Origin of the sequence: Bradyrhizobium sp. LVM 105, assembly GCF_003957705.1 — a bacterium.
GTDB classification, from domain to species: Bacteria; Pseudomonadota; Alphaproteobacteria; order Rhizobiales; family Xanthobacteraceae; genus Bradyrhizobium; species Bradyrhizobium frederickii.
The window spans coordinates 1-23934 of the sequence record NZ_QZMV01000031.1 but is presented as its reverse complement, the minus strand read 5'-3'; the positions used below and the strand labels follow the sequence as shown (position 1 = coordinate 23934).

Below are 23934 nucleotides of genomic sequence, written 5' to 3'. Positions count from 1 at the left end.
GTGCAAGGATGGACTTAGAAGCCGCCCATGCCGCCGCCGGCGGGCATGGCGGGCGGGGCTTCCTTCTTCGGCGTCTCGGCGACCATGGCCTCGGTGGTCACCAGCAGGCCGGCCACGGAGGAGGCGTCCTGCAGCGCGGTGCGCACCACCTTGGCCGGATCGATGATGCCCTTCTCGACCATGTCGACATAGTCCTCGTTCTGGGCGTCGAAGCCGAAGGTCTCGGACTTGTTCTCCAGGATCTTGCCGACCACGATCGAGCCTTCCACGCCGGCATTCTCGGCGATCTGGCGGATCGGGGCTTCGAGCGCCTTCAGCACGATGTTGATGCCGGCCTGGACGTCGGCATTGGCGTTGGTGAGACGTCCCACCGCCTTCCTGGCGCGGAGCAGCGCGACGCCGCCGCCGGGGACGATGCCTTCCTGCACCGCGGCGCGGGTGGCGTTGAGGGCGTCCTCGACGCGGTCCTTCTTCTCCTTGACCTCGATCTCGGTCGCGCCGCCGACGCGGATCACCGCGACGCCGCCGGCGAGCTTGGCGAGGCGCTCCTGGAGCTTCTCGCGGTCGTAGTCCGAGGTGGTCTCCTCGATCTGGGCCTTGATCTGGCCGACGCGGGCCTCGATGTCGGGCTTCTTGCCGGCGCCGTTCACGATGGTGGTGTTCTCCTTGTCGATCACCACTTTCTTGGCGCGGCCCAGCATCTTGACCGTGACGTTCTCGAGCTTCATGCCGAGGTCTTCGGAGATGAGCTGGCCGCCGGTCAGTTTCGCGATATCCTCGAGCATGGCCTTGCGGCGGTCGCCGAAGCCCGGCGCCTTGACGGCGGCAACCTTGAGGCCGCCGCGCAGACGGTTGACGACCAGGGTGGCGAGCGCCTCGCCCTCGACGTCCTCCGCGATGATGACGAGCGGCTTGCCCGACTGCACCACCGCTTCCAGCACCGGCAGCATGGCCTGCAGGCCCGAGAGCTTCTTCTCGTGCAGGAGGATGTAGGCGTCCTCGAGCTCGGCGGTCATCTTCTCGGGGTTGGTGACGAAGTAGGGGCTGAGATAGCCGCGGTCGAACTTCATGCCCTCGACGATGTCGACTTCGGTGTCGAGCGACTTGTTCTCTTCGACGGTGATGACGCCCTCGTTGCCGACCTTCTGCATCGCCTGGGCGATCATCTTGCCGATGGCAGCATCGCCGTTCGCCGAGATGGTGCCGACCTGGGCGACCTCGGAGGAGGCCGCGACCGGCTTGGCGCGCTTCTCGATGTCCTTGACGACGGCCAACACCGCGCTGTCGATGCCGCGCTTGAGGTCCATCGGGTTCATGCCGGCGGCAACCGCCTTGGCGCCCTCGCGCACGATGGCCTGGGCCAGCACGGTCGCGGTGGTGGTGCCGTCGCCGGCGAGGTCGTTGGTCTTGGAGGCGACCTCACGCACCATCTGGGCGCCCATGTTCTCGAACTTGTCCTCGAGCTCGATCTCCTTGGCGACGGTGACGCCGTCCTTGGTGATGCGGGGCGCGCCGAACGATTTCTCGATGACGACGTTGCGGCCCTTCGGGCCGAGCGTCACCTTGACGGCGTTGGCGAGAATATCGACGCCGCGCAGCATGCGATCGCGCGCGTCTCCGGAAAACTTGACGTCTTTGGCAGCCATTTCTGCAGTCCCTCGTGTTTCGTGATGTGTCTGCCGCTGGCTCGTCGCATCGCTTCCGGGATCGCAAGATCGAACCCGGCGGAATAATGGATGCCCGGATCGCCTGGATCCGGGCATGACATTCAGCGGCTGTTCAGGCGGATGGCCTTAGGCCAGAACGCCCATGATGTCCGACTCCTTCATGATCAGGAGCTCTTCGTTGTCGATCTTGACCTCGGTGCCCGACCACTTGCCGAACAGCACGCGGTCGCCGACCTTGAGGTCGATCGGGGTCAGCTTGCCGGTCTCGTCGCGGCCGCCCGGGCCGACGGCGACGACCTCACCCTGGGACGGCTTTTCCTTGGCAGTGTCCGGAATGATGATGCCGCCCTTGGTCTTTTCCTCGGCGTCGATACGTTTGACCACGACACGGTCATGCAGCGGACGAAATTTGGATTTAGCCATGACGTTTCCCTTTGGAGGCTCGCTTCGGAAGGAGTGGAAGTGGGTGCGGCGGCGCTTCCGTCCATCCCCTATCCCAGGGTTCGAACGGCGCGCTTAGCAATCGGGCTTTCCGAGTGCTAATAGTGGGCTCGGAAATATGGCTTGGCCGCGATCCTGTCAAGCAAAGGTGGTTAAGCGATTGGTGAGGCGGATATAGGATGGTGGCATTGGAAACTTGTTCGGGGCGCCGACGTATCGAAGGACGTCATTGCTCCGGCAGCTTTTTTGCGCTTGGCTGCGTGAGGGGTGCGGCCATGGTCTTGCTTGGGGGAATGCCATGATCAGTTCAGCTCACGCGCGCACGGTTGCCAATCTGGCGGCCGCCTCTTGTCTGGCGCTGCTGCTGGGTGCCTGTGGCGGCGGCATGAGCCTGCCGTCCTTCTCGTCGTCCGCGCCGCCGCCCGAAGCGGAGCCGGGCGTCGCCCCGGAAATGCCTGCGACCATTCGCGCCGACGAGATCGTGGGCCGCTGGGGGCTGGCCTCGTTCCAGAACCCGGCCGACCGCGCCCGCACCGAGGCGGCAGCCCGGGCCCAGTGCAAGAATCCCTACGTGATCACCGCCGGTTCCTCCGGCGGCGTGATCATGCATCTGGCTGACCAGGCGACGCCCCAGGAGCTGCGGCTGAAGGGCTCGCCGAGCGGCAAGAACTACATCGGACCGGCGGGGCCGACCCCCGGCGAGCAGGACCGCGAAATCGTCTCCTTCGACGGCCGCGTCCTGATCACCCGCTTCATCGACAAGGACGCCGCCACCCGCTACGGCAACATGGTCTACATCCGCTGCGCACCGAGGGCTTAGTTTCTCCGTCATTCCGGGGCGGTCCGCAGGACCGAACCCGGAATCTCGAGATTCCGGGTTCACGCTTCGCGTGCCCCGGAATGACGAGGTGAAATAGAATCTCAAAACGAAAACGCCGGCCTCAGGCCGGCGTTCTGCTTTGTCCGTATCCCGCGTCCGCTCAGTCGAACAGCGCGTCGATGTCGTCCTGCGAGGCGTGGCCGACGTCGCCGTTGAGCTTCGGGCCGTTGAGAAGCTTTTCGTCCTCGCTGCGATTGTCCACCTGCGGCGGCACGTGGGACTTGATCGCGTCGACGCCGCCCCAGATGTCCATCATCGCATTGATGTGCTGCTCGATGAACTTCATCGTGGTCATGACCTTGCTGATGCGCTGGCCGGTCAGGTCCTGGAAGTTGCAGGCTTCGAAGATCGAGATGACACGTTCCTGGATGTCGTCGGCGAGCCGCTTCTGCTGGTCGATCGAGTCCACCTTGGACATGGCGCTGGCGGCCTGGTCGATCGATTCCGCGGCTTCGAGGATCTGCTGCGTCGCCTGCTCGGTGCCGCCGACCACCGCGCCGAGCTCGCCATTGACCTTGGCCATTTCGCCGCCGTCAAAGCTCTTGCCGTGCAGCGTCGCGATTTCGCGCTTGGTGCGGTCGATGGCGTCATGGATGAGGTCGAGCTCGACCTTCAGCTTCTCGCACTGCTCGATCTGGGCCCGATAGGTCTCGAGCATCGTGCGCGCCTCGGAAAGCTCGTGGGCGGTGGAGGCGTCGATCGCCGCCATGGCCGCGCTACCGGACAGCGGGGCCGCCGTGATGCCCTTCGCCATCTGCGCGCGGATCGCGCGTAGCTCGGCCATGATCTCGCTATGCATCGGGATTGCCTCTTCGGTTACGTCCAAAATCGGCATCTCGCCACCAGCGATGTCCTCGACGCGAAAACGTTTGCGGTGAACAGCCATCAGGATACTCCCCCCACCTCACTCACGCGTCTTTGTAGGCAGAAGCGATTTAACACGAAGTTCACAGCCGGAACTGTTGTGCTGCGTCGCGCGCCGCGGTGCAAAGAAGCGATTAACCATGGCCGCGCCGCGTTCATCGAAAATAAACGCTGATCGCCAAATTGCCGCTTCGCTCGCGACGTGGTGAATCCAAACACGCTTTCCGTTTACCAAACAAAACGCCTTTTGCCTTTTATTGACCACGTCGAAGGGCGCGGACCAGCCACCAGCTCTCCACGACGCATGTGATCTAGACGAAACAGTACAGAGTACGTCGATGTTCAAGAAAATGTCTGTCGCGCTGCTCGGCAGCGCTTGCACCTTCATTGTCGGCGCTAACGAGGCCGGCGCCTTCGACAACACCGTGCCGAACGATCCGCCCGCGGTGCTCTATGCGCCGCAGGTGCCGCCCGCGCCGGTGCGCGTCGCCTCCAATTCGAACATGGGCGGCGGTTTCATCGAATTCCTGTTCGGCGACGGTCCCGGCCGCGGTCCGGCCTACGCGCCCGAGCGGCCGGTGTATCAGCAGCAGCCGGCTTATTACGATCAGCGCCGCCTGCCGCCGATGGGCGAGCCGCAGATGCAAGGTGGATATCAACAAGGCGGATATCAGCAGGGCACGCTCCAGCAGGACGCGGTCGATCCGCGGCAGCGTCAGTTCGATCCGAAATTCGAGAAACAACTCGTTGACTATAGCGGCAAGGAAAGTCCTGGCACGATCGTGGTCGATACTCCGAACAAGTTCCTCTATCTCGTCGAGGGCAACGGCCGGGCGATGCGCTACGGCATCGGCGTCGGGCGCCCCGGCTTCACCTGGTCCGGCGTGAAGTCGATCACGGCCAAGCGCGAATGGCCGGACTGGACGCCGCCGGCCGAGATGCTGGCGCGCCGGCCGGATCTACCCCGGCACATGGAGGGCGGCCCGGAGAATCCGCTCGGTGCCCGCGCGATGTATCTGGGCTCGACGCTCTATCGCATCCACGGCTCCAACGAGCCCTGGACCATCGGCACCAATGTCTCCTCCGGCTGCATCCGCATGCGCAACGAGGACGTCATCGACCTCTATGGCCGCGTCAATGTCGGCACCAAGGTCGTGGTGATGTGAAGCGTCATACGCTCGATGCAGCGATCAAATCCGATTGCCGCGCCGACCCGAAATGCGCCTGAAGGGTCATGACTGCTGACGGTGCCGCAACCCGAGACGAGGGACAGCGGAGCGCCGACGACGAGTTGACGAGGCCGGATGCGGTGCGCGAGCCGAGCGGTTCAAGCACCGCACCGTCAGCTCCGCCTTCCTGATGCGCTCGTGCAGTCCCTCCAACTCGTACAATTCGGTGATGAGATGTGTTGTGACGTCGCTCAGGCTTGCAATGCGCTGCTGAAGTGGACTCATTCTCGAAACCCTTCGACTTTAGCCAAGAGAGGCAGCCACGACGTGTGGCAAGCAACGTGTTCGCCCAGTTGAACACCTATGTCCAAATTTGGAAATCCGGGAGTCTACGTGCGGCACGTGTCAGAGTGCGATTTCGTTGTGTATGGTGAAGTCAGGCGCGTCTCGTGACGTTCTGCTCAGTGCTCTCCGAGCAGCGCATGCACTAGTCATATTATATCGAATGGCCTCCTTGCGGATGATGGCCGAGCGGACGCTTGAGCTCTGCTTCCAAAGAAAACGGCCGCCCGGAGGCGGCCGTTACACGTCTGTCGCTCGAATTGCCTACGCGTAATCGCTGCCGCCGTCGTCGTCGCCGCCGAAGTCGCTGTCATCGGCCGTGTCGAAGCTGTGGTCGCGATCGTCGCCGTAGTTCTGGTCGTTGTTGTCGCGGTCGTTCGACGCCTGGTCGGTGAAGCCTTGGCGGGACTCGCGATTCGAGCCGACGTCGTCGAGACCGGCATCGCGCGCGAGCGAGCCGCCGGACTGGTCGCTGCCGCTCCAAGGGCTTCCACCGGCGCTGCGGTCACCGAGGCCATTGGTGTCGCCGAAAGCCTGCTGGTGCGATCCGCCCATCATGCCGCGGATGCTGGAGAGCAACAGCGAGCCGCCGACGACGCCGGCCGCGGCCGCGGCCGCCGTGCCGAGGAACGAGCCGCCACCACCGCCGACCGGCGGAGCGCCATAGCCCTGACCCGGGCCTTGGCCGTAGGCCTGTCCGTAAGGCGGCGCACCGTAGCCCGGCTGCGTTTGCTGCGCCGCTCCGCTGCTGTTCCAGACTGGCCGCTGCTCACGCGGCGGCACGTTCGGAACCGAGCCGCGCGAGGGGCCTCCGCCGAACAGCGTGTCACGCATGGTGTCGAGGAAGCCGCCGGACTGCGCCTGTTCGGGCGCATGGGCCGCTTCCAGCTCCTGGATGCGGGCATTCGCTCGCTTCAGCGCCTCGTCCTGCACCAGCGTCGTCTGCACCAGCGCATAGATCGCGCCGGGTGCCTTGCGCAGCCCTTCGGAGATCGCGGCGATCGCATCGGGATCGCGCGGTGCGTTTTCCAGCTTCGAAAGCCGGTCAAAAAGGTCGTCGACGAGCTGGCGTTCCTGCGGCGTCATGATCTGTCTCCTTTGCGCAAAACCAAGCGCGCAGGAGATGTAGGGTTCCATTGTGGCCCCAACAGTGCCGGCCGGATTAAATTTCGGTATGCGACAAGCTGCCTCGCGGCTTGCCGTCCGCTGTCTTCACCCCAGCGTGGCCCCGCTGTCCGCCAAAAGACGCGCGAAGGCGTCGCTTGCGAGATAGGCGTGCTCCCGCTCCCGGACATCCGTCATCGGGTCGAGGCCGGCAAGGGCATCGTCGACGAAGCCGGGGTGGCACATCACGAGGCCGCCGTCGGGGAGGCCTTCCAGGAATTGGCACATCAGCGCGCCGAAATCGGCCGCCCGCGTGAAATCATAGGCGCCGGCGAAGCCGGGATTGAAGCTGAGGCCGGCGCTGCCGGCCCGGCGGCGGAATTGCGCGCTGAGGATATCGAGAACCATGGCCTTGGGGGAGGCCAGCCGCTGCTTGAGCGGCAGGTCGCGGCCGCACTGGCGCACCCAGGCGTTTGGTGCGGCAGCAACAACCGCATCGACGAAGCCGTCGCGCACCTGCGGATAGAGCTGCACATGCTGATGGCCGTCGACGAAGTCGGGCGCGCGGCCGAACGCCTCCGCGAAGGCGGCGAGCTGCGCCTTCACCTCGTTGCGGACGAATTCGGGGTCGAGCCGCCGTAAGGCGCCCGCGCGCAGCAGCTTCGGAAACGGCATGAACATGTCGCCGTCGAGCGGACGGAAATGCATGGTGAGCGGCCGGAACGGCGCCGACAGCGTCACGTGCAATCCGATCGCGCAGCGCGGGCTCGCTGTCGCGGCGGCCTGGAGCGCTTCGACCTCGCTGCGCTCGATCGCCGGCCCTACCATCATCACCGACGTGGCGTTGAGGCGGCCGCGTTCGATCAGGTCGCGGATGGCGCGGTTGACGCCCGGACTGATGCCATAATCGTCGGCGCAGACCCAGATCCGCCGCAGCTCCGCGGCCGCGCTCATTCGGCCGCCGTCCTCTTCGCGGCGTCGTCCGCCTTGTCGGTCTCGAAGTGCTTCTCGCTGTGCTCGGCGACGAAGTAGATCGGGCGCGCCTTCAGCTCGGAGAGGATCTTGCCGATATATTCGCCGACGATACCGATCATGATGAGCTGCACGCCGCCGATCGTCATCAGGCCGATCACGAGCGAAGGATAGCCGGGCACCTGCTTGCCGGTCGTGAACACCTCCCAGAGGATCGAAAGGCCGAACAGGAAGGCGCCTCCGGCAAGGATGACGCCGAACAGGCTGGCGAAGCGCAAGGGCGCCACCGAAAACGAGGTCAGGCCCTCGATCGACAGGCCAAGCAGGCTTGCGGCGTTGAAGGTGGTGACGCCGTGGACGCGCGCCGCGGGCTCGTAATCGACCCGGATCTGGCGGAATCCGATCCAGCTGGCGAGGCCCTTGAAGAAGCGGTTGCGCTCGGGCAATTGCCTGAGCGCGGCGACGGCGCGCGGGGAGAGCAGGCGGAAGTCGCCGGCGTCCTCGGGAATCTTCTGCCGTGCGCCCCAATTGATCAGCGCATAGAAACCGTGCACGGCGACGCGGCGCAGGAAGGTCTCGTTGTCGCGATGCGCCTTGGCGGTGTAGACGACGTCATAGCCGTCTTCGATCCAGTGCCGCACCAGCTGTTCGATCAGGGCCGGCGGATGCTGGCCGTCACCGTCCATGAACATGACGGCGCCGAGCCGGGCATGGTCGAGGCCGGCCATCAGCGCCGCCTCCTTGCCGAAATTGCGCGACAGCGACACCACCTGGACGTCGATCGCATCGGCCGGCAGGCCACGTGCGATCGCCAGCGTCGCATCCTTGCTGCCGTCGTCGACATAGACGATCTCGCAAGACAGCCGATAGCGCTCCCGCAAGGTTCTTGCCAGATCGCAGATGCGCTGATGCAGGGCGGCGAGGCCCGCCGCCTCGTTGTAGACGGGGACGACGATCGACAGTCCCTTCGCGGCGGCGGTGCCTGCGGTGGTCGTCATGCCTGATACGTCAGAGCCCAGCGTCATCGATCAAGGTTCCAGAGGCTTCAAAGTCATCTCAACAGCATATGGTAGCTGCCGTTTGCTGTCGCAAAGCTGAACGGAAAAGCTGAACCGGCCTGGGGCTCACCGCCGCAGGAACGCTTCGAGCTTCGCGAACAGCGGGTTCTCCCGGTCGAACACGTAGTCGAGCGAGACCACCGAGACGGTCTCGGCGCCATGCTCGCGCAGGAAGCTCGCCAGGGCATAGAGCTGCCCCGGTGGGCAGTGCAACGTCAGCATGCCTGACGAGGTCGGCCCGCCGAACGGAGCCTCGACGCCGAACCGGCTATGGGCTTCGCCGAGCAGGGCGGCGTCGCATTGCCGGAAGCGGGTGCGGACCTCGCGGTATTTGTTGGCCCGCGCCCTTGCGGCGATGTGATCGAGGATGATGCGCGCGGTCTCCCGGGCCTGCGGCGACCAGTCGGCCTCCTTCGAGGCGACCAGATTGGCCTGGCTGCGCAGGATCACGCCGTCGTCGAGCACCCGCAAGCCGTTGGCGGCCAGCGTCGCGCCGGTCGTGGTGATGTCGACGATCAGCTCGGCGCTGCCGGCCGCAGGTGCGCCTTCGGTCGCACCGGCGCTTTCGACGATGCGGTAATCGGTGATGCCGTGGCTCTGGAAGAAGGCGCGGGTGAGATTGACGAACTTGGTCGCGACCCGCATCCGCATGTGATGCTGCTCGCGGAAGCCGGTGGTGACGTCGTCGAGATCGGCCATGGTGCGGACGTCGATCCAGGCCTGCGGCACCGCGACGACGACGTCGGCATAGCCGAAGCCGAGCCCGTCGATCAGCGACACGCGCTTGTCGGCGTCGGCAATGTTCTCGCGCACCAGGTCCTCGCCGGTGACGCCGAGATGCGCGAAGCCGCGCGACAGCTGCGATGCGATCTCGCTCGCCGAGAGATAGGCGACCTCGACATTGTCGAGGCCGGCGATGGTGCCGCGATAGTCGCGCGCGCCGCCGGCCTTCGACAGCTTCAGGCCGGCGCGGGCGAAGAAGGCCTCGGTGTTTTCCTGCAGGCGGCCCTTGGAGGGAACGGCCAGAACGAACGGCGCGCTCATGATCAAGCTCCCACCTTGCGGCCGATCCTGGTCAGCGCGTCCACCCAGACCGAGAAGCCGACCGCGGGAATAGGTTCAGCCGAGCCGAGCTGGGTCATCAGTCCGTCATAGCGGCCGCCGGCGACCAGCGGCTCGGCGCCGTTGCCCCGGTGATGCAGCTCGAATTCGAAGCCGGTGTAATAGTCGAGGCCGCGCCCGAACGCGGTCGAGAAGCGGGTCTGCTTCACGTCGATGCCGCGCGCGGCCATGAAGCCGACCCGGCTTTCGAACTGGTCGATGGCCGCAGCAAGGTCGAGCTTTGCATCGGCGGTGAGCGCGCGCAGCGCGGCGATGGAATCGTCGGGATTGCCTGATATCGACAGGAAACGCTTGAGCACGGTGATCGCCTCGCGCGGCAGCGCGCCGCCCTTCAGCGTCGACTGCTCGAGGAAGCGATCGGCGATCTCGGCGGTGGTGCGGCCGCCGACATTGGTGGTGCCGGCGATCGACATCAGGTCGGTGACGAAGGCGAGCGCGGCCTTGCGGTCGGAGCCCGCGAGCGCGGCGAGCACGCCCTGATATTCGCTGCGGGTCGCGGTGGTCGCGGCCGCCAGCCGCTCCAGATCCTGCTCCAGGCTGATCTTGCGGTTGAAATCCTTGACCAGGCGGCGGCGCCAGACCGGATAGAGGTCGAGCGCATCGAGCAGCGCGTTGAACAGCGCCACGTCGCCGGTGCGGATCTCGACGTCGCGGACGCCGAAGGCCGCGGTCGCCTCTAGCGCCAGTGCCAGCGTCTCGGCGTCGGCCGCGGCGCGGTCCTGGCGGCCGAACGATTCGATGCCGGCCTGCAGGAATTCGCTGGCCTGGCCGCTGCGGTAGCGAAACACCGGACCGAGATAGCTGAACCCGGCCGGCTGGCCGGCGCGGCCGGAGGCGAGGTAGTCGCGGGCGACCGGAATGGTCAGGTCCGGGCGCAGGCACAGCTCCTCGCCCGTGAGGTCCGTGGTCAGGTACAGGCTCTTGCGGATGTCCTCGCCGGAGAGGTCGAGGAACGGCTCGGCCGGCTGCAGGATCGCCGGCTCGGCCCTGACATAGCCGGCCTGCGCGAACGACAAGAGCAGCGTATCCGCCCAGGCGGCGGAGCCGGCAGCATTTGAGGTGGCAGTCGCGGTCATGACAGTGGTCCATCGTCCCGGTGGAACCGGGCAGGCAAGGGAAGGACAGGAATTGCGCAGCCCTTAGCATGGCCCGAAAGCGGTTTCGACCTCCAAAGGATCAATCGCTTAACGGGGGGTCAGTCGGATTTGGCGTCGGTGATCCGGCCGCCCCAATCGCCCAGCACCGCCTGCACCAGCGCCAGCGCCGCCACGGCGGCCGTGTCGGCCCGCATGATCCGGGGTCCCAGGGCGAGCCGGAGAATCCTGGGTTGCCGCAGCAGCAGGGCGCGCTCTTCTTCGGCAAAGCCGCCTTCGGGGCCGATCAGGACGTCGATACCCTGTCCGGCCGCGCGTGCGGCTTGCAGGCTCTGAACCGGGTTTTCGACCTCCGCGGCCTCGTCGCAGAAGATCAGCAGGCGGTCGGCCGGGCGCTGGCTGAGGAAGCGCTCCAAGGCGACCGGTTCGGCGACACTGGCGATGCTCAAAATGCCGCATTGCTCGGCTGCCTCGACGACGTTGGCCCGCATCCGCTCGGTGTTGACCCGGGAGGCCTGGGTGAACCGGGTCAGAACCGGCTGCAGCGCGGCGGCGCCCATCTCGATGGCCTTCTGGACCATGTAGTCGAGCCGGGCATGTTTCAGCGGGGCGAAGACGTAGGTGAGGTCGGCAAGCCGGTCCTGGGGCCGGGTCTGCTGCAGGATGACGAGGCCGTCCGGCCGCTTGCGGCCTTCAATGGCGGCCTGCCACTCGCCGTCCCGCCCGTTGAACGCCAAAACCTCGGCCCCGGCGCCAAGCCGCAGCACGTTGCCGAGATAATTGCTCTGGTCGCGGTCGAGCGCGACCCTGGCGTCCTGGGCAAGGGGGGCGTCGACGAACAGGCGGGGGGCGCGAAAGTCGTGGGCGGGCATCGTTCAAAAGTCCAATTTGGCGCCGTTATTAACCGAAAGCGGTCATTTCGGGGGTAAATATTGCCAAACCGCCGCGTCGGTGCGCCGCGCTCTTGCCCTATTCGGCGGGTTGTTAAGCGCCGGCGGGAATCGTAAAATCGCGAGCACGCTGGTTGCGCTTCGATTGGAAGACGCTGGACCCCGTAAGCTCCTGCCGGAGAGATTTTCTTGATGATCCGTCATTTGATGGTTCCGATCGCTGCCGCCATGGTCACCATGGGCGCCTCTTGTGCCTATGCGCAAAGCGCGTTCCCGGCCCCCCTGCCCAATCAGGCGCCCGCCAGTTCGGCGTTTCCGCCGGTGAACGGCTCGGCGCCGACCGCGTCGGTTGGCGCGGCTCCGCAATCGTCATTTCCCGTGAACGGCGCCGCGCCGATCGGTGGCGCCGGAGCTTTCAGCGCGGCTCCGCCGACCCAGGCCGGTCCCGGCGAGGATTGCATGAAGACGTTCATGCCCCTGCGCGAGGAAGCCGAGAAGCGCGGCAAGCTGATCAAGGCCGCGAGCGACCGTCACGCCCCGCCTGACGAGGCCTGCAAGCTGATCCGCAGTTTCAGCCAGGCTGAAACCAAGATGATCAAGTACATCGAGACTCACTCGGCCAAATGCGGAATTCCGCCGCAGGTCGGCGCGCAGATGAAGGACGGCCACAAGAACACCGAGGCCATGGCGAACAAGGTCTGCAACGTTGCGCAGCAACAGCAGGCGCGTCCCGCCGGCCCGTCGCTGAGCGAGGTGCTTGGGTCGGGCTCGGCGCCTGAGGCCAATGCCGGCAAGAAGGGCGGCAGCACCTTCGACACGCTCAACGGCAACGTCCTCACCCGATGATACACGTGCCGCCGATTTGAAGCTCCTACGGTGCTCGCCGCGAGATCGCATAGGAATTTCAAATCGATAAGCGGCACGTGAACTAAAATTTTCTGGCTAGTGCCCTTGTAGTTTTCGAAGTTCGTACCGGAATACGCCGCGATGGAATACGAACTTCGAAAACTGGGCACTAGCACATCCGCCCGCGTTGCCGATTCCACCGGCAACTGGGTCGATACGCTCGCGCCGCCATGGGCGCGGCCTTACCTCCGCCTGTCCCGGTTCGATCGTCCGATCGGCTCCTGGCTGCTGTTGATGCCATGCTGGTGGTCGGCTGCGCTCGCGAGCGGCATGGCGCATGACGTCCGCGGACTGCCGCTCACCATCGTGCTGTTCTTCGTCGGCGCCTTCGTGATGCGCGGAGCGGGCTGCACCTGGAACGATATCACCGACCGCGATCTCGACGACAAGGTCGAGCGCACGCGCTCGCGGCCGCTGCCGTCGGGGCAGGTGAGCACGAAGCAGGCGCTGGCCTTCATGGTCTTGCAGGCCCTGATCGGCCTTCTGGTGCTGCTGCAGTTCAACCGCTTCGCGATCGCGACCGGCATCGCATCGCTCCTGATCGTCGCGATCTATCCCTTCATGAAGCGGATCACCTGGTGGCCGCAGATCGTGCTCGGGCTTGCCTTCTCCTGGGGCGCGTTGATGGGATTTGCCGTCACCTTCGGCCGCATCGATCTCACTGCGCTGGTGCTCTATGCCGGCGCGATTTCCTGGGTGATCGGCTATGACACGATCTACGCGCATCAGGATGCCGAGGACGACGCACTGATCGGCATCAAGTCGACCGCACGCCTGTTCGGCGCGCATACGTACCAGGCGCTGATCCTGTTCTACGGGCTGTCGGTGATGCTGATCGGCGTCGCGCTGGCCTCAGGCGATGCGCGCTGGCCGGCCTGGCTCGGCCTCGCCGCCTTCGCCGCGCATCTGGCGTGGCAGATCGTGCGGCTGCGGATCGAGGATCCGAAATTGTGTTTGCGCCTGTTCAAGTCGAACAGGGATGCGGGCTTGCTGCTGTTCGCGGGATTGCTCGCCGATGCGCTGATGCGGGCGTAATGCAAATGCGTAGGGTGGGTTAGCGAAGCGTAACCCATCAACGTCATCCGCATCGAAAGTAAAGAGGTGGGTTACGCCTTCGGCTAACCCACCCTACGACATCTTGCTCAATCCCTTGCGATGATCTCGCGTTCGCCTTGATGAACCGGCAGTTCGCGCGCCATGGCGACGCGCCGACGCATCAGGAATTTCGGGCGGCGGGCGCGGATCGCATTGGCGCGGCGGCGGCGGGCTGCGGGCTTGCGCGCACCTTCGTCGAGCTGCGGCAGCGCGAACAGCTCGCTCCAGATCGCCCAGGCCTCGATGAGCTCGTCGCCATCGGCCCCGACCAGCAGCGGCACGGACAACGAGGGATCGCGATGCACGAGCACGAGGGCTTGGGCCTCGTCGTTGCCGCGCAGCGCGACGCCGGTGAAGTCGCTGACGCGGACGTTGATTGCCATCTGCATGCCGCGGACGGCACGGCGCAGCACGACACGTTCGCGATGAAGCTCGATCTGCCTGACATATCCGTCGGCGCGCGGGTCATGCGCATCGAAGCGGACCGGAAGGGAAAGAGGGTCGAGCCGCAGTGAGCGGCTCGACCCGGCGGGGTGGGCCCCGCATGTTGCTGTTTGACGCCTCACGGCTTTCGTTCTCCCCGCCGGGATTATGTTCCCGGTCGATGCGAGGACCTTAGCGCGCGCTCTTCCGAAACCGCTTAAAAAGGCTGGTTAACCCACCGTCACTGCTCGTCATGATTGACAAGACCTTGGCGCGCATGATTGACGAGACGTTGCGCCGATAGGGCGAATCTGAGCTTTGGCGGGCTGAAAATGCTTGAAGTCCGCGCGATCAGGGCACATCTGTGGGTTCCGGCCCCCGCACCCCGCCCCAACAGGATTTCGTTCGTGAACGCTTCACCATCCGCAAGCTCGACCACAGCCAATCGCGACCTGTTCGATCAGTCCGCGCTCTCCGATCTCGCGCAGCGGCTGGTCGAGGCGGCCAAGCGCGCCGGCGCGGACGCGGCCGATGCGGTCGCGGTGCGCGGCGTCTCGCAAGGCGTCGAGGTGCGCGACGGACGCGTCGAGGAATCCGAGCGGTCGGAGGGCGACGACGTCGGCCTGCGGGTGCTGGTCGGCCAGCGCCAGGCGGTGGTCTCGACCAACGACGTCAGCGGCGATGCCGTGACCAAGCTTGCCGAACGCGCGGTCGCGATGGCGCGCGTGGCGCCCGACGACAAATATGTCGGCCTCGCCGATCCCGCGCTGCTCGCGCGCGATTTCCCCGATCTCGACCTGCTCGATCCCGGTGTGCCCGCAACCGGCGAGCTCGAACGCCGCGCGCTCGCGGCGGAAGCCGCGGCGCTCGCCGTGAAGGGAGTGACAAAATCCGGCGGCGCCTCGGCCTCCGCCGGCATCGGCGGCATGGTGCTCGTCACCTCGACCGGCTTCCACGGCTCCTACCTGCGCTCCAGCCAGGGCATCTCGGCCACCGCCATCGCGGGCGAGGGTACCGGCATGGAGCGCGACTACGACTTCACCTCGGCGCCGCATGCCGCCGATCTGCTGTCGCCGGAAGCCGTCGGCCGTTCCGCCGGCGAGCGCACCGTGGCGCGCTACAATCCGCGCAAGGTCGAAACCTGCAAGGTCCCCGTCGTGTTCGATCCGCGTGTTGCCGGCTCCCTGGTCGGTCATCTCGTCGGCGCCATCAACGGCGCCTCGATCGCGCGCAAGACCAGCTTCCTGAAGGACAAGCTCGGCCAGCAGCTGTTTGCCAACAACATCCGCATCATCGACGATCCCCTGCGCAAGCGCGGCCTGCGCTCGCAGACCTTCGATGCCGAGGGCGTCGCGGTGAAGAGAACCGCGCTGGTCGACGAGGGCGTGCTGACGACCTGGCTGCTCGATTGCGCCACCGCGCGCGAGCTCGGTCTCGTCACCACCGGCCACGCCCATCGCGGCGTCTCCTCCTCGCCCTCGCCGGGGCCCTACAATCTGCATCTCGAGGCCGGCACGCTGAGCCCCGCCGAGCTGATCTCCGACATCAAGCAGGGTTTCTACGTCACCGATCTGATCGGCTCCGGCGTCAACGGCGTGACCGGCGATTACAGCCGCGGCGCCTCCGGCTTCTGGATCGAGAACGGCGAGATCACCTATCCCGTCAGCGAGGTGACGATCGCCGGCCATCTGTTCGAGATCTTCAGGTCGATGCAGCCCGCGAACAATCTCGAGTTTCGCTACGGCATCAATGCGCCGACGGTGCGCATCGAGGGTTTGACGCTTGGCGGACGTTGACGCGAACGACACGATCCTGACGCGCGACGCGGCGCTGCTGCAGGAGACGGTGCGGGAGGCGGGCGCGCTGGCGCAGTCGATGTTCCGCACCGAGCTGAAGAAGTGGACCAAGGGCGCCTCCTCGCCGGTCTCGGAAGCCGACATCGCCGTCAACGATCTGCTCGAAAGGCGCTTGCGCGGCGCGACGCCGGATTATGGCTGGCTCTCGGAAGAGAGCGCCGACGATGCGGCCCGGCTGTCGCGGCGGCTGACCTGGATCGTCGATCCCATCGACGGTACGCGCAATTACCTGAGTGGCCATGACGATTGGTGCGTCAGCGTCGCGCTGGTCGAGGATGCCTCGCCCGTGCTGGCCGCGGTGTTCGCGCCGACGACCGGCGAGTTCTTCTTCGCCGCGCGCGGACGCGGCACGACGCTCAACGGCGTCCCGGTGCGGGCGACCTCGGGAGCCGAACTGGATTTCGCCCGCGTCGCCGGGCCGAAGCCGCTGGTCGAGCGCCTGAAGCCGTCCCTCGGCGACATCAAGCTGCATCCGCGAATCGGCTCGCTGGCGCTGCGCCTGTGCCGGGTCGCCCATGGCGCGCTGGATGCGGCTTTTGCGGGGGGCAACAGCCACGATTGGGACCTTGCGGCGGCCGATTTGATCGTGCAGGAAGCCGATGGTAAGATGAGCGACCTCTCCGGAGAACCCATCCTCTATAACCGCCGGGAAGTGGCGCACGGGGTGCTGGTGGCAGCGGGGCGCGATCGTCATGCGGGCATTGTCGCGCATTTTCGAAACCGCCCCTTGGCCTAGGCGCTTCGCGTCGTGCTTGTCGAACACTGTGCTTGTCGAACACTGCTTTGCCGGGCAGCCCGTTAGGAACAGAACTGATGCCAGATAGTGCCCCGCAACAACTGCTTCACCTCGTCATCGGCGGCGAGCTCGTCGATCTCGAGCACAACGTCTTCAAGAATCTCGACGACGTCGAGATCGTCGGCCTGTTTCCGAATTATGCCACCGCCCACGCCGCCTGGCGGGCCAAGGCGCAGAGCACGGTCGACAATGCGCAGATGCGCTATTTCATCGTCCATCTCCATCGGCTGCTCGACCCGAATCAAGAACCGGCACGTTGAAAAAACTGCTTCGCAATACGCTGCGAAGCAGCTGGTTTCAGCGTGCCGTCGGGGTTCTGGCGGCCGAATATCTGCGTCTGGTCTGGCGGACCAACAAATTCACGTTCGATCCGCCCGACGTCTATGAACGCGTCGAGCCGCAGATCCCGGCCATCTTCGCCTTCTGGCACGGCCAGCATTTCCTCACCCCCTTCATCAAGAACAAGGATTCCTACCGGGCCAAGGTGCTGATTTCCCGTCACCGCGACGGCGAGTTCAACGCCATCGCGGTGGAGCGGCTCGGCATCGGCCTGATCCGCGGTTCCGGCGATCATGGCGGCGCCTTTCACCGCAAGGGCGGGGTCGGCGCCTTCAAGGAAATGGTGCGGACCCTCCAGGACGGTTGTAATGTCGCGCTGACTGCCGATGTCCCCAAGCGCGCGCGCGTGGCCGGGCTTGGCATTATCATGCTGGCACGGGAATCGGGGCGGCCGATCATGCCTTTCGCGATGGCGACCAGCCGCTTCATCCGGCTGAAGAACTGGGACCGCACCACCATCAATCTGCCGTTCGGGCGGGGCGCCTTGGTCGGCATCAAGGAAATCCACGTTCCCGCAGATGCCGACGCCGCCACGATGGAAGCGCTGCGGCTGGAGCTGGAAGAGACGTTGAACGAGGCGACCAGGCGCGCCTATGCGCAGCTCGGCCGCCCGGGGCCGCAAGATGGCTAAATCGCTGCCCATTGCACTGCCGATGACGCTGCGGATGTATCGGCGCCTGGCCGCGGGCCTGGTGCCGCTTGCGCCTGCGCTGATCAAGCGGCGGCTCAGGCAGGGCAAGGAGGACCCCGCGCGCGTCGGCGAGCGGCGCGGCCTGTCCCGCGACGTGCGGCCGCATGGCCCGCTGGTCTGGATCCACGGCGCCAGTGTCGGCGAGGTGCTGGCCGCGGCGGCGCTGATCGAGCGTTTGCGCGATCTCAATCTGCGCATCCTGCTCACCTCGGGCACCGTCACCTCGGCTGCCGTGGTCGCAAAGCGCTTTCCGCCCGACGTCATCCATCAATACGTGCCGTACGATTCCCCGCGCTACGTCGCGCGCTTCCTCGACCATTGGAAGCCGTCGCTGGCGCTGTTCATCGAATCCGATCTGTGGCCGAACCTGATCCTGGCCGGCGCGGCGCGCCGGGTGCCGATGGTGCTGATCAACGGGCGGATGTCGCCGCGCTCCTTCCCGCGCTGGCAGCGCATGCACGGCACCATCTCGGCGCTGCTGTCGCGGTTCGACATCTGCCTGGCGCAGTCGAAGATCGATGCCGAGCGCTTCTCCGCGCTGGGCGGCCGCGATGTCGTCACCACGGGCAATCTCAAGCTCGACGTGCCGGCGCCGCCGGCCGATCCCGCCAAGCTCGAGCGGCTGATGGCGATGACGCGCGGCCGGCCGATCATCGTCGCGGCCTCGACCCATCCGGGCGAGGACGAGATGCTGGTCGCGGCGCATCGCAGCCTCGTCGGTTTCTTCCCGCAGCTCCTCACCGTGATCGTGCCGCGGCATCCCGATCGCGGCGCTTCGATCGCCGGCCTGATCACGGCCTCGGGCCTGACGCCGGCGTTGCGCTCGCGCGAGGAGCTGCCGACCGCGACCACCGACATCTATGTCGCCGACACAATGGGCGAGCTCGGCCTGTTCTACCGCCTCTCGCCGATCGTGTTCATGGGCGGCTCGCTGATCCGCCACGGCGGACAGAATCCGATCGAGGCGATCAAGCTCGGCGCCGCCATCGTCCATGGTCCGCACGTCTTCAACTTCACCGAAGTGTTCGAGGCGCTCGATGCGAGCGGCGCGGCGCGGCAGGCCGACACGCAGGAGGCGCTGGTCAAGCAGCTCGGCCAGTTGCTGGCCGATCCCGCCCTGCGCGAGAAGATGCAGCGCGCAGGCACCGGCGTGGTCGAGCAGCTCGGCGGCGCGCTGGATCGCACCATGGCGGCGCTCGAGCCCTATCTGCTGCAATTGCGGATCGAGATGGGGGCTGCCAATGCGTGAGCCGGCCTTCTGGTACCGGCCACGTTCACTTCAGTCGTATGCGTTATGGCCGCTCGGAGCGCTCTACGGCGCGATCGCCGAGCGGCGCATGCTGCTCCCGGGCACGGACGCCGGCATTCCCGTGATCTGCGTCGGCAATTACCATGTCGGCGGCGCCGGCAAGACCCCGACCGTGCTGGCGCTGACCAAGCTGTTGCGCGAGCTCGGCGAGACGCCGGTGGTGCTCAGCCGCGGCTATGGCGGGCGCCTGAAAGGCCCTGTGATGGTCGACCGCGCACGCCACACCGCGGCCGATGTCGGCGACGAGCCCCTGATGATGGCGCGCGACGTCCCGGTCGCGGTCGCGCGCGACCGCCTCGACGGTGTCGCGCTGGCGAAGTCGCAAGGCGCCACAATGATCCTGATGGACGACGGTTTTCAGAACCCGCGCCTGCTCAAGGACGCCTCCTTGATCGTGATCGACAGCGAGCGCGGCCTCGGCAACGGCCAGGTGTTTCCTGCGGGCCCCCTGCGCGCGCCGTTGCAGGCGCAGCTCGCGCGCACCGACGCGCTGGTGCTGATCGGCGACGGCCGCGCGGCCAACGATGTCGCCGCCGAGCTCGCCAAGCGCGACAAGCCGGAGCTGCGCGCACGCCTGAAGCCGGTTGCGGCCTCGCTCGCGCAGCTGTCCGGCGAGCGGGTCTTCGCGTTCGCCGGCATCGGCGACCCCGAGCGCTTCTTTCGCACTCTGCACGCCAGCGGCATCGCGGTCGCGCGCACGCGCGCCTTCGCCGACCACCACTTGTTTTCGCAGGACGAGATCGCAGCGCTCGCAGCGGACGCGCGGCGCGAGCAGCTCACGCTGGTGACGACAGAGAAAGACCTTGCACGCCTGCGCGGCCGCGCGGACGTGCCCGACGGCATCGTGCCATTCGCCGTTGAGCTCGAGTTCGACGAGCCGGCAAAGCTGCGGCAATTGATCAGCGATCATCTCTACAAGGCGCGCGAGCGGCGGTACAGCGCGCGTTGATCTCGTGCACTAGGCAAGCGTCTCTGCCATAGCTCATCCAGCGACGTGTCGCGGGTGACGAATTCTCTTCCGCACTCTTGGCAGTTGATGTAGCCTTTCACGAGAGCCGTCACCAGGACGTGCCGAACTCCCGGCAATCATCGACGGCGTTTATGCCCACGGCGGGCGCGATCTTGTTATTTCAGATGCGACGGCCGCAACGACCAGTTCGGAGCGGCAGGGAGAGTCATTGCCAAAAAACAGAGGAGAGCATGCCATGCATTTTTGCCTCACCGGACAATACACACCACGCGCTCTCAACGCTATCTTGGAAAATCCAACGACCAATCGCCAGGAAGCGGCCAGGAAACTTATCGAGGCGGCCGGCGGAAAGCTGATCTCGATGTACAGCGTTGCGGCCGATGGCCCAGGCGTCCTGGTAATTTTCGATGTGCCTGATCCCAGTGCGGCTCCGGCCATTTCCGGACTGACCGTTACGGCAGGCACCCTGCAGAACGTGAAGCTGACCCGGTTGTTCACGCAGGACGAGATCAAGCAGGTCCGCCAGAACGCTGCGAAGCTGCGCTCCTCATATACTCCGCCCGGAGGCTGACACCGGATCTCGAGCGTTGCCGCCGCAGGCGTTGCAGGCGGCGGCAACGCTCACATCATAGAAACAATCAATTCTGCAAGCCGAGGCGAGGCAAGGGTCTGGCGTCCATCGACGGACGATGCAATGCGGTGCGTGCTGCGTCTGCCATGGGTCGGATTGAACGTGCCAGCAGCCTCGGTCCCCGCGGCGGTCGTGCTTCAGCAGTTATGCTCACCACGCCCCAGCGGCCATCATTCCGACAATGGTCAGGCACGAGAGGCAGGCCACCATGACAGTATAATATTCGGGTGTATTCATTGCAGGCTCCCAAACTGTTGCCAATTGCTTGGTCATTGCTACGCGGGAGAGGTTGCCCGTGGTCGGGCCGCTTCAGTGCGGCGCGCGGTTATCGGGTTGGCGATGTATGTCCGTCTTATCGTCGTCACCCCGATCTGCAGGATGATGATCCGCGTCCAGCGCGCGAGCGCGTTCAGTCGCGATCAGAAGCTGTTTCCGCATTTCAGCAAGACGGGCGCGACAATATTCTCGATAGAGCAACTCGAATATGGCGGGCATGATCACCCCCATCGTTTGGCTTGATATTCCGCCGCGAATTTTCCTGGTGAACGTAGCCGTCCCGATGGCTCTTCGATATGAGCCCGTTCACAGACTGCACCAATTCCAAAGCTCAATGGTCGTTTGGTTGGCTTGATTGTCTGCGCGATAAAAGGAGCAGGGCCAGTTACCTAACATGCAACTATAGCAGCCCTCTGTTTCATCAAGACTTCGTCGAACAACTTAAGGGCGCCGAATCGCAACGAAGAATCCAACCACAGCGCGAAATGAATGACCACTGAGTGCACGCACTGTTCGATGCAACGCGGAGCGGCGTGGCGGAGATCATCGGCGGTGAGGACTGGCAAATCACGCGCGCGCATATCGTCGCAACTGACACACCCTTATCCCTGCTTCGTCATCAACGGTGCCGCTCACGCCGTTGCGGCTGAGCGGAAACTCAAATGAATGCATTCAGCCGGCATTCATGGCGAGGCTCCTATCGAGTGAGCTGCGTCCAGGAGAGGTCAGATGAAATTGCAGTCCGCGCTTCTTACCGCCAGCCTCATATGTCTGCCGGTTTTGCCCGCCCTTGCTCAGACATCCGCACCGGCTGCCGCCGCTCCGACCGCCACCGTGCCGGTTCCCGCCACCAAGCGCGTGACATGCCTTGCCACGACGGCGAGCCTGAAAGGGCAGGACAAGCGCGATCAGCTCCAGCTCTGCCTGGCGCAGGCGCGGCTCGATTGCCTGAAGCAGGCGATCGATCAGAAGATCGTCGGTGAGGCGCGGAAGAGTTTTATCAAGACCTGCGTGGGCGGCGATGCTCCCGAGCCGCAATAGCCGAACCATGCCAAGAGTTCGATCTTGTAGGGTGAGCAAAGCGAAGCGTGCCCACGTGCTTCGTCGCGATCGTGCAGAGATGGTGGGCACGGCGCATTGCGCCTTTGCCCACCCTACGAGATCACGATTCCTGCGGTTTCGGCGCGCCGGGAAAATGCCGCTGCAAGACGGCGGCGGGCGTGGCGTAGGCCTCCTGCAGGTCCACGCTCCAGTACTTCAGCTCGTCGAGCGGGATCCGCGCGTCGGTGATCGCGCAGCGTACGTAGGTCCCCGGCGAGATCACGCGGAAATCGCCGTCGAGATATTGCACCTGCGCTTCGCCATGGCCCGAGGGGCCGAACTTGTTCAGCACGGTCGAAAGTCTCCGTGGAAGGCCGACCTGAGGAAACCCCTGGAGGGCACGATGTGTTGGCCGGGATGTAGCATAGATAGGGCGGCTTGTCCGCCCGTTAAACCCACCGGCTTGTGATGTTTTGCCGCCGCTCCCGCGTGACAATGCCTTCCGCGAAGGATCGCTGGTTCCGGCACCTCCTACGGCAGAGTCCGATGCGCCTTCGATTGACCGCCCTGTTCATGACGCTGCTGATGTCGGCCGCGCCTGCCGCGCCGGCGCCGCAGCCGGTCGAAATTCCGCTGGCGTCAGGCGTCCTCCATGCGCAGCTCTACAAGCCCGAGGGTGCAGGCCCGTTTCCGACCGTGATCGCGCTGCATGGCTGCGGCGGGCTCGGTGGCCATTCCGATTCCGTCCTGCCGCGCTATCGCGACTGGGCCGAGCGCCTGCTCAAGGCCGGCAACGCCGTGCTGTGGCCCGACAGCTACGGCTCGCGCGAGCTCGGGCCGCAATGCCGGGTCAAGGAGATGCACGTCAAGGCGCGCCGTGAGCGCGTCGCCGACATCGCGGCGGCGCGGGCCTGGCTGGTGAAGCAGAGTTGGGTGGCGCGCGACCGCGTCAGCCTGATGGGCTGGGCCAATGGCGCCAGCGCGCTGCTCTGGGCCGTGCGTCCGCAGAGTGCCGCGCGGGACCTCGGCCCGGATTTCCGCGCCGCGATCGCGTTCTATCCCGATTGCCGGATTTCCGCCGGCCTCGGCTGGAGCACGCGGGTGCCCACCCTGGTGCTGATCGGCGCCGATGACGACGTCTCGTCTCCGCCGGCCTGCCGCCAGATGGTCGAAGGCGCGCATGGCCGCAGCGCGCTCGCGCGCATCGTGGTCTATCCCGGCGCCTATCACGATTTCGACACGCCGCTGCACGCAGCTGCCGGCAGCAACGATGCCACAGCGCCCGAGCGCGGCATCTCGGCACCGATGCGCAGGCGCGCGCGGAATCGCAGAAAGATGTCGCGAAATGGCTGGCGCGGTGATGGCGGTACCGTAGCCCGGATGAGCGCAGCGATATCCGGGGAGGCTGGTCCCGCATATCGCTGCGCTCATGCGGGCTACACCTCCCACATCAAGCGGGGCCGACCGGGAATCTACGAATCGCGCAAGGCGCCGATTTCAGCACGTGACGGCGCCTTAGTTCGACCACGATGTCGATTAAACGCAATTCCCATGCGCAGCCGCATCGTCCTCTTCTCCGCACTCGTCGTCTTCACCGTCGCGATCTTCCTGTACGAGGCCCACGCCGGCGCCCCACAGCGCGCGCCGGACCATTGCGGCTTCTGGACCACGATCGACGCGGGATTGTCCTGCCGGTAGGCGGTGCGGCCTCCACATGCTCCGTCATTGCGAGGAGCTCGCGACAAAATTGCGTAGCAATTTTGCGCTGATGCGACGAAGCAATCCAGAGTCTCTCCGCGGAAACACCTGGATTGCTTCGCGGAGCCTGTCATCGGGCCGCGCTGCGCGCGGACCCGTTGGCTCGCAATGACGCTTGGAGCTGCGCGCGCCTCCCACACACTCGCTGTCATCGCCCGGCTTGATGTTTAGTCCGGGGACATGGCTGACACCTGTTCGGACACATCACTGACAGGTTGGCCGTTGGTCAAGTCGATTGAT

At 65.6% G+C, this 23934-nt stretch carries 25 protein-coding genes and 1 pseudogene; 15 read left to right on the top strand and 11 right to left on the bottom strand.

The genetic code is table 11. The annotated features are described in order from the left end of the window. Positions 1-14: 14 nt before the first annotated feature. Both groL and D6B98_RS37340 read right to left on the bottom strand, forming a co-directional pair. A complete protein-coding gene (gene groL / locus D6B98_RS37345) occupies positions 15-1646 on the bottom strand; it encodes a chaperonin GroEL (RefSeq protein WP_126261941.1) in 1632 nt (543 codons plus the stop codon). A gap of 147 nt (positions 1647-1793) precedes the next feature. Next, on the bottom strand, positions 1794-2090 hold the full coding sequence (locus D6B98_RS37340) for a co-chaperone GroES (RefSeq protein ID WP_028134320.1): 297 nt from the start codon (positions 2088-2090) through the stop codon (positions 1794-1796). Positions 2091-2406: 316 nt separating this feature from the next. On the opposite strand from D6B98_RS37340, the gene D6B98_RS37335 reads away from it, so the two are divergent. Then, complete coding sequence (locus tag D6B98_RS37335) at positions 2407-2928, top strand: hypothetical protein (protein WP_164719124.1); 522 nt, start codon at positions 2407-2409, stop codon at positions 2926-2928. A gap of 160 nt (positions 2929-3088) precedes the next feature. On the opposite strand, the gene D6B98_RS37330 is transcribed toward D6B98_RS37335, so the two are convergent. After that, on the bottom strand, positions 3089-3874 hold the full coding sequence (locus D6B98_RS37330) for a protein phosphatase CheZ (RefSeq protein WP_126261939.1): 786 nt from the start codon (positions 3872-3874) through the stop codon (positions 3089-3091). A 316-nt stretch (positions 3875-4190) separates the two neighbouring features. Between D6B98_RS37330 and D6B98_RS37325 the strand changes: the two genes are divergently transcribed. After that, positions 4191-5018: a L,D-transpeptidase gene (locus tag D6B98_RS37325; protein WP_126261938.1), complete on the top strand. Its 828-nt coding sequence runs from the start codon at positions 4191-4193 to the stop codon at positions 5016-5018. 609 nt (positions 5019-5627) lie between these two features. On the opposite strand, the gene D6B98_RS37320 is transcribed toward D6B98_RS37325, so the two are convergent. The 6 genes from D6B98_RS37320 to D6B98_RS37295 form a co-directional block, all read right to left on the bottom strand. Beyond that, positions 5628-6449, bottom strand: a complete 822-nt coding sequence (locus tag D6B98_RS37320; protein WP_126261937.1) for a DUF2076 domain-containing protein — start codon at positions 6447-6449, stop codon at positions 5628-5630. Positions 6450-6575: 126 nt separating this feature from the next. Next, positions 6576-7421 (bottom strand): ChbG/HpnK family deacetylase, encoded by an 846-nt coding sequence (locus D6B98_RS37315; RefSeq protein WP_126261936.1) that lies wholly within the window; start codon positions 7419-7421, stop codon positions 6576-6578. Continuing rightward, on the bottom strand, positions 7418-8464 hold the full coding sequence (locus D6B98_RS37310; protein WP_126261935.1) for a glycosyltransferase family 2 protein: 1047 nt from the start codon (positions 8462-8464) through the stop codon (positions 7418-7420). Before D6B98_RS37310 ends, D6B98_RS37315 begins: the two co-directional genes overlap by 4 nt. A 99-nt stretch (positions 8465-8563) precedes the next feature. Next, positions 8564-9541, bottom strand: coding sequence for an ATP phosphoribosyltransferase (gene hisG / locus D6B98_RS37305; protein WP_126261934.1), 978 nt, complete (start codon positions 9539-9541; stop codon positions 8564-8566). A 2-nt stretch (positions 9542-9543) separates the two neighbouring features. Then, the gene (locus D6B98_RS37300) at positions 9544-10695 is read right to left on the bottom strand and encodes an ATP phosphoribosyltransferase regulatory subunit (protein ID WP_126261933.1); all 1152 of its coding nucleotides are present in this window, start codon (positions 10693-10695) and stop codon (positions 9544-9546) included. A gap of 119 nt (positions 10696-10814) precedes the next feature. Then, positions 10815-11585 (bottom strand): 16S rRNA (uracil(1498)-N(3))-methyltransferase, encoded by a 771-nt coding sequence (locus D6B98_RS37295; protein WP_126261932.1) that lies wholly within the window; start codon positions 11583-11585, stop codon positions 10815-10817. Positions 11586-11795: 210 nt separating this feature from the next. Here D6B98_RS37295 and D6B98_RS37290 point away from each other — a divergent pair, with 210 nt between their 5' ends. Both D6B98_RS37290 and ubiA read left to right on the top strand, forming a co-directional pair. Then, complete coding sequence (locus D6B98_RS37290; protein ID WP_126261931.1) at positions 11796-12449, top strand: hypothetical protein; 654 nt, start codon at positions 11796-11798, stop codon at positions 12447-12449. A 141-nt stretch (positions 12450-12590) separates the two neighbouring features. Beyond that, a complete protein-coding gene (gene ubiA / locus D6B98_RS37285; protein ID WP_126261930.1) occupies positions 12591-13544 on the top strand; it encodes a 4-hydroxybenzoate octaprenyltransferase in 954 nt (317 codons plus the stop codon). Positions 13545-13651: 107 nt separating this feature from the next. Here ubiA and D6B98_RS37280 read toward each other — a convergent pair whose 3' ends face one another. After that, positions 13652-14170 carry a DUF6101 family protein gene (locus D6B98_RS37280; RefSeq protein ID WP_126261929.1) on the bottom strand — a complete coding sequence of 173 codons (519 nt, stop codon included), beginning with the start codon at positions 14168-14170 and terminating at the stop codon, positions 13652-13654. A gap of 264 nt (positions 14171-14434) precedes the next feature. On the opposite strand from D6B98_RS37280, the gene D6B98_RS37275 reads away from it, so the two are divergent. From D6B98_RS37275 to D6B98_RS37235, 9 genes are all read left to right on the top strand, one after another. Continuing rightward, a complete protein-coding gene (locus D6B98_RS37275; protein ID WP_164719123.1) occupies positions 14435-15823 on the top strand; it encodes a TldD/PmbA family protein in 1389 nt (462 codons plus the stop codon). Further along, the gene (locus D6B98_RS37270) at positions 15810-16619 is read left to right on the top strand and encodes a 3'(2'),5'-bisphosphate nucleotidase CysQ (RefSeq protein WP_126261927.1); all 810 of its coding nucleotides are present in this window, start codon (positions 15810-15812) and stop codon (positions 16617-16619) included. Before D6B98_RS37275 ends, D6B98_RS37270 begins: the two co-directional genes overlap by 14 nt. A gap of 77 nt (positions 16620-16696) precedes the next feature. Then, the gene (locus tag D6B98_RS37265) at positions 16697-16939 is read left to right on the top strand and encodes a DUF4170 domain-containing protein (RefSeq protein ID WP_126261926.1); all 243 of its coding nucleotides are present in this window, start codon (positions 16697-16699) and stop codon (positions 16937-16939) included. Beyond that, positions 16936-17649: a lysophospholipid acyltransferase family protein gene (locus tag D6B98_RS37260; protein WP_126261925.1), complete on the top strand. Its 714-nt coding sequence runs from the start codon at positions 16936-16938 to the stop codon at positions 17647-17649. Before D6B98_RS37265 ends, D6B98_RS37260 begins: the two co-directional genes overlap by 4 nt. Next, positions 17612-18958: a 3-deoxy-D-manno-octulosonic acid transferase gene (locus D6B98_RS37255; RefSeq protein ID WP_126261924.1), complete on the top strand. Its 1347-nt coding sequence runs from the start codon at positions 17612-17614 to the stop codon at positions 18956-18958. The genes D6B98_RS37260 and D6B98_RS37255 overlap by 38 nt, the downstream gene beginning before the upstream one ends. Further along, positions 18951-19967 (top strand): tetraacyldisaccharide 4'-kinase, encoded by a 1017-nt coding sequence (gene lpxK, locus D6B98_RS37250; RefSeq protein ID WP_126261923.1) that lies wholly within the window; start codon positions 18951-18953, stop codon positions 19965-19967. The genes D6B98_RS37255 and lpxK overlap by 8 nt, the downstream gene beginning before the upstream one ends. A gap of 256 nt (positions 19968-20223) precedes the next feature. Then, positions 20224-20559, top strand: a complete 336-nt coding sequence (locus D6B98_RS37245; protein WP_011090245.1) for a GYD domain-containing protein — start codon at positions 20224-20226, stop codon at positions 20557-20559. Positions 20560-20952: 393 nt separating this feature from the next. Further along, positions 20953-21138 (top strand): hypothetical protein, encoded by a 186-nt coding sequence (locus D6B98_RS40345; protein WP_164719121.1) that lies wholly within the window; start codon positions 20953-20955, stop codon positions 21136-21138. 486 nt (positions 21139-21624) lie between these two features. Continuing rightward, complete coding sequence (locus D6B98_RS37235) at positions 21625-21936, top strand: hypothetical protein (RefSeq protein ID WP_126261921.1); 312 nt, start codon at positions 21625-21627, stop codon at positions 21934-21936. A gap of 121 nt (positions 21937-22057) precedes the next feature. Here D6B98_RS37235 and D6B98_RS37230 read toward each other — a convergent pair whose 3' ends face one another. After that, positions 22058-22288: a DUF2093 domain-containing protein gene (locus D6B98_RS37230; protein WP_126261920.1), complete on the bottom strand. Its 231-nt coding sequence runs from the start codon at positions 22286-22288 to the stop codon at positions 22058-22060. Positions 22289-22482: 194 nt separating this feature from the next. Between D6B98_RS37230 and D6B98_RS37225 the strand changes: the two are divergent. Further along, a pseudogene (locus D6B98_RS37225) lies at positions 22483-23297 on the top strand (dienelactone hydrolase family protein). Positions 23298-23487: 190 nt separating this feature from the next. Then, positions 23488-23634: a hypothetical protein gene (locus D6B98_RS41170; RefSeq protein ID WP_164719120.1), complete on the top strand. Its 147-nt coding sequence runs from the start codon at positions 23488-23490 to the stop codon at positions 23632-23634. Positions 23635-23934 lie beyond the last annotated feature (300 nt).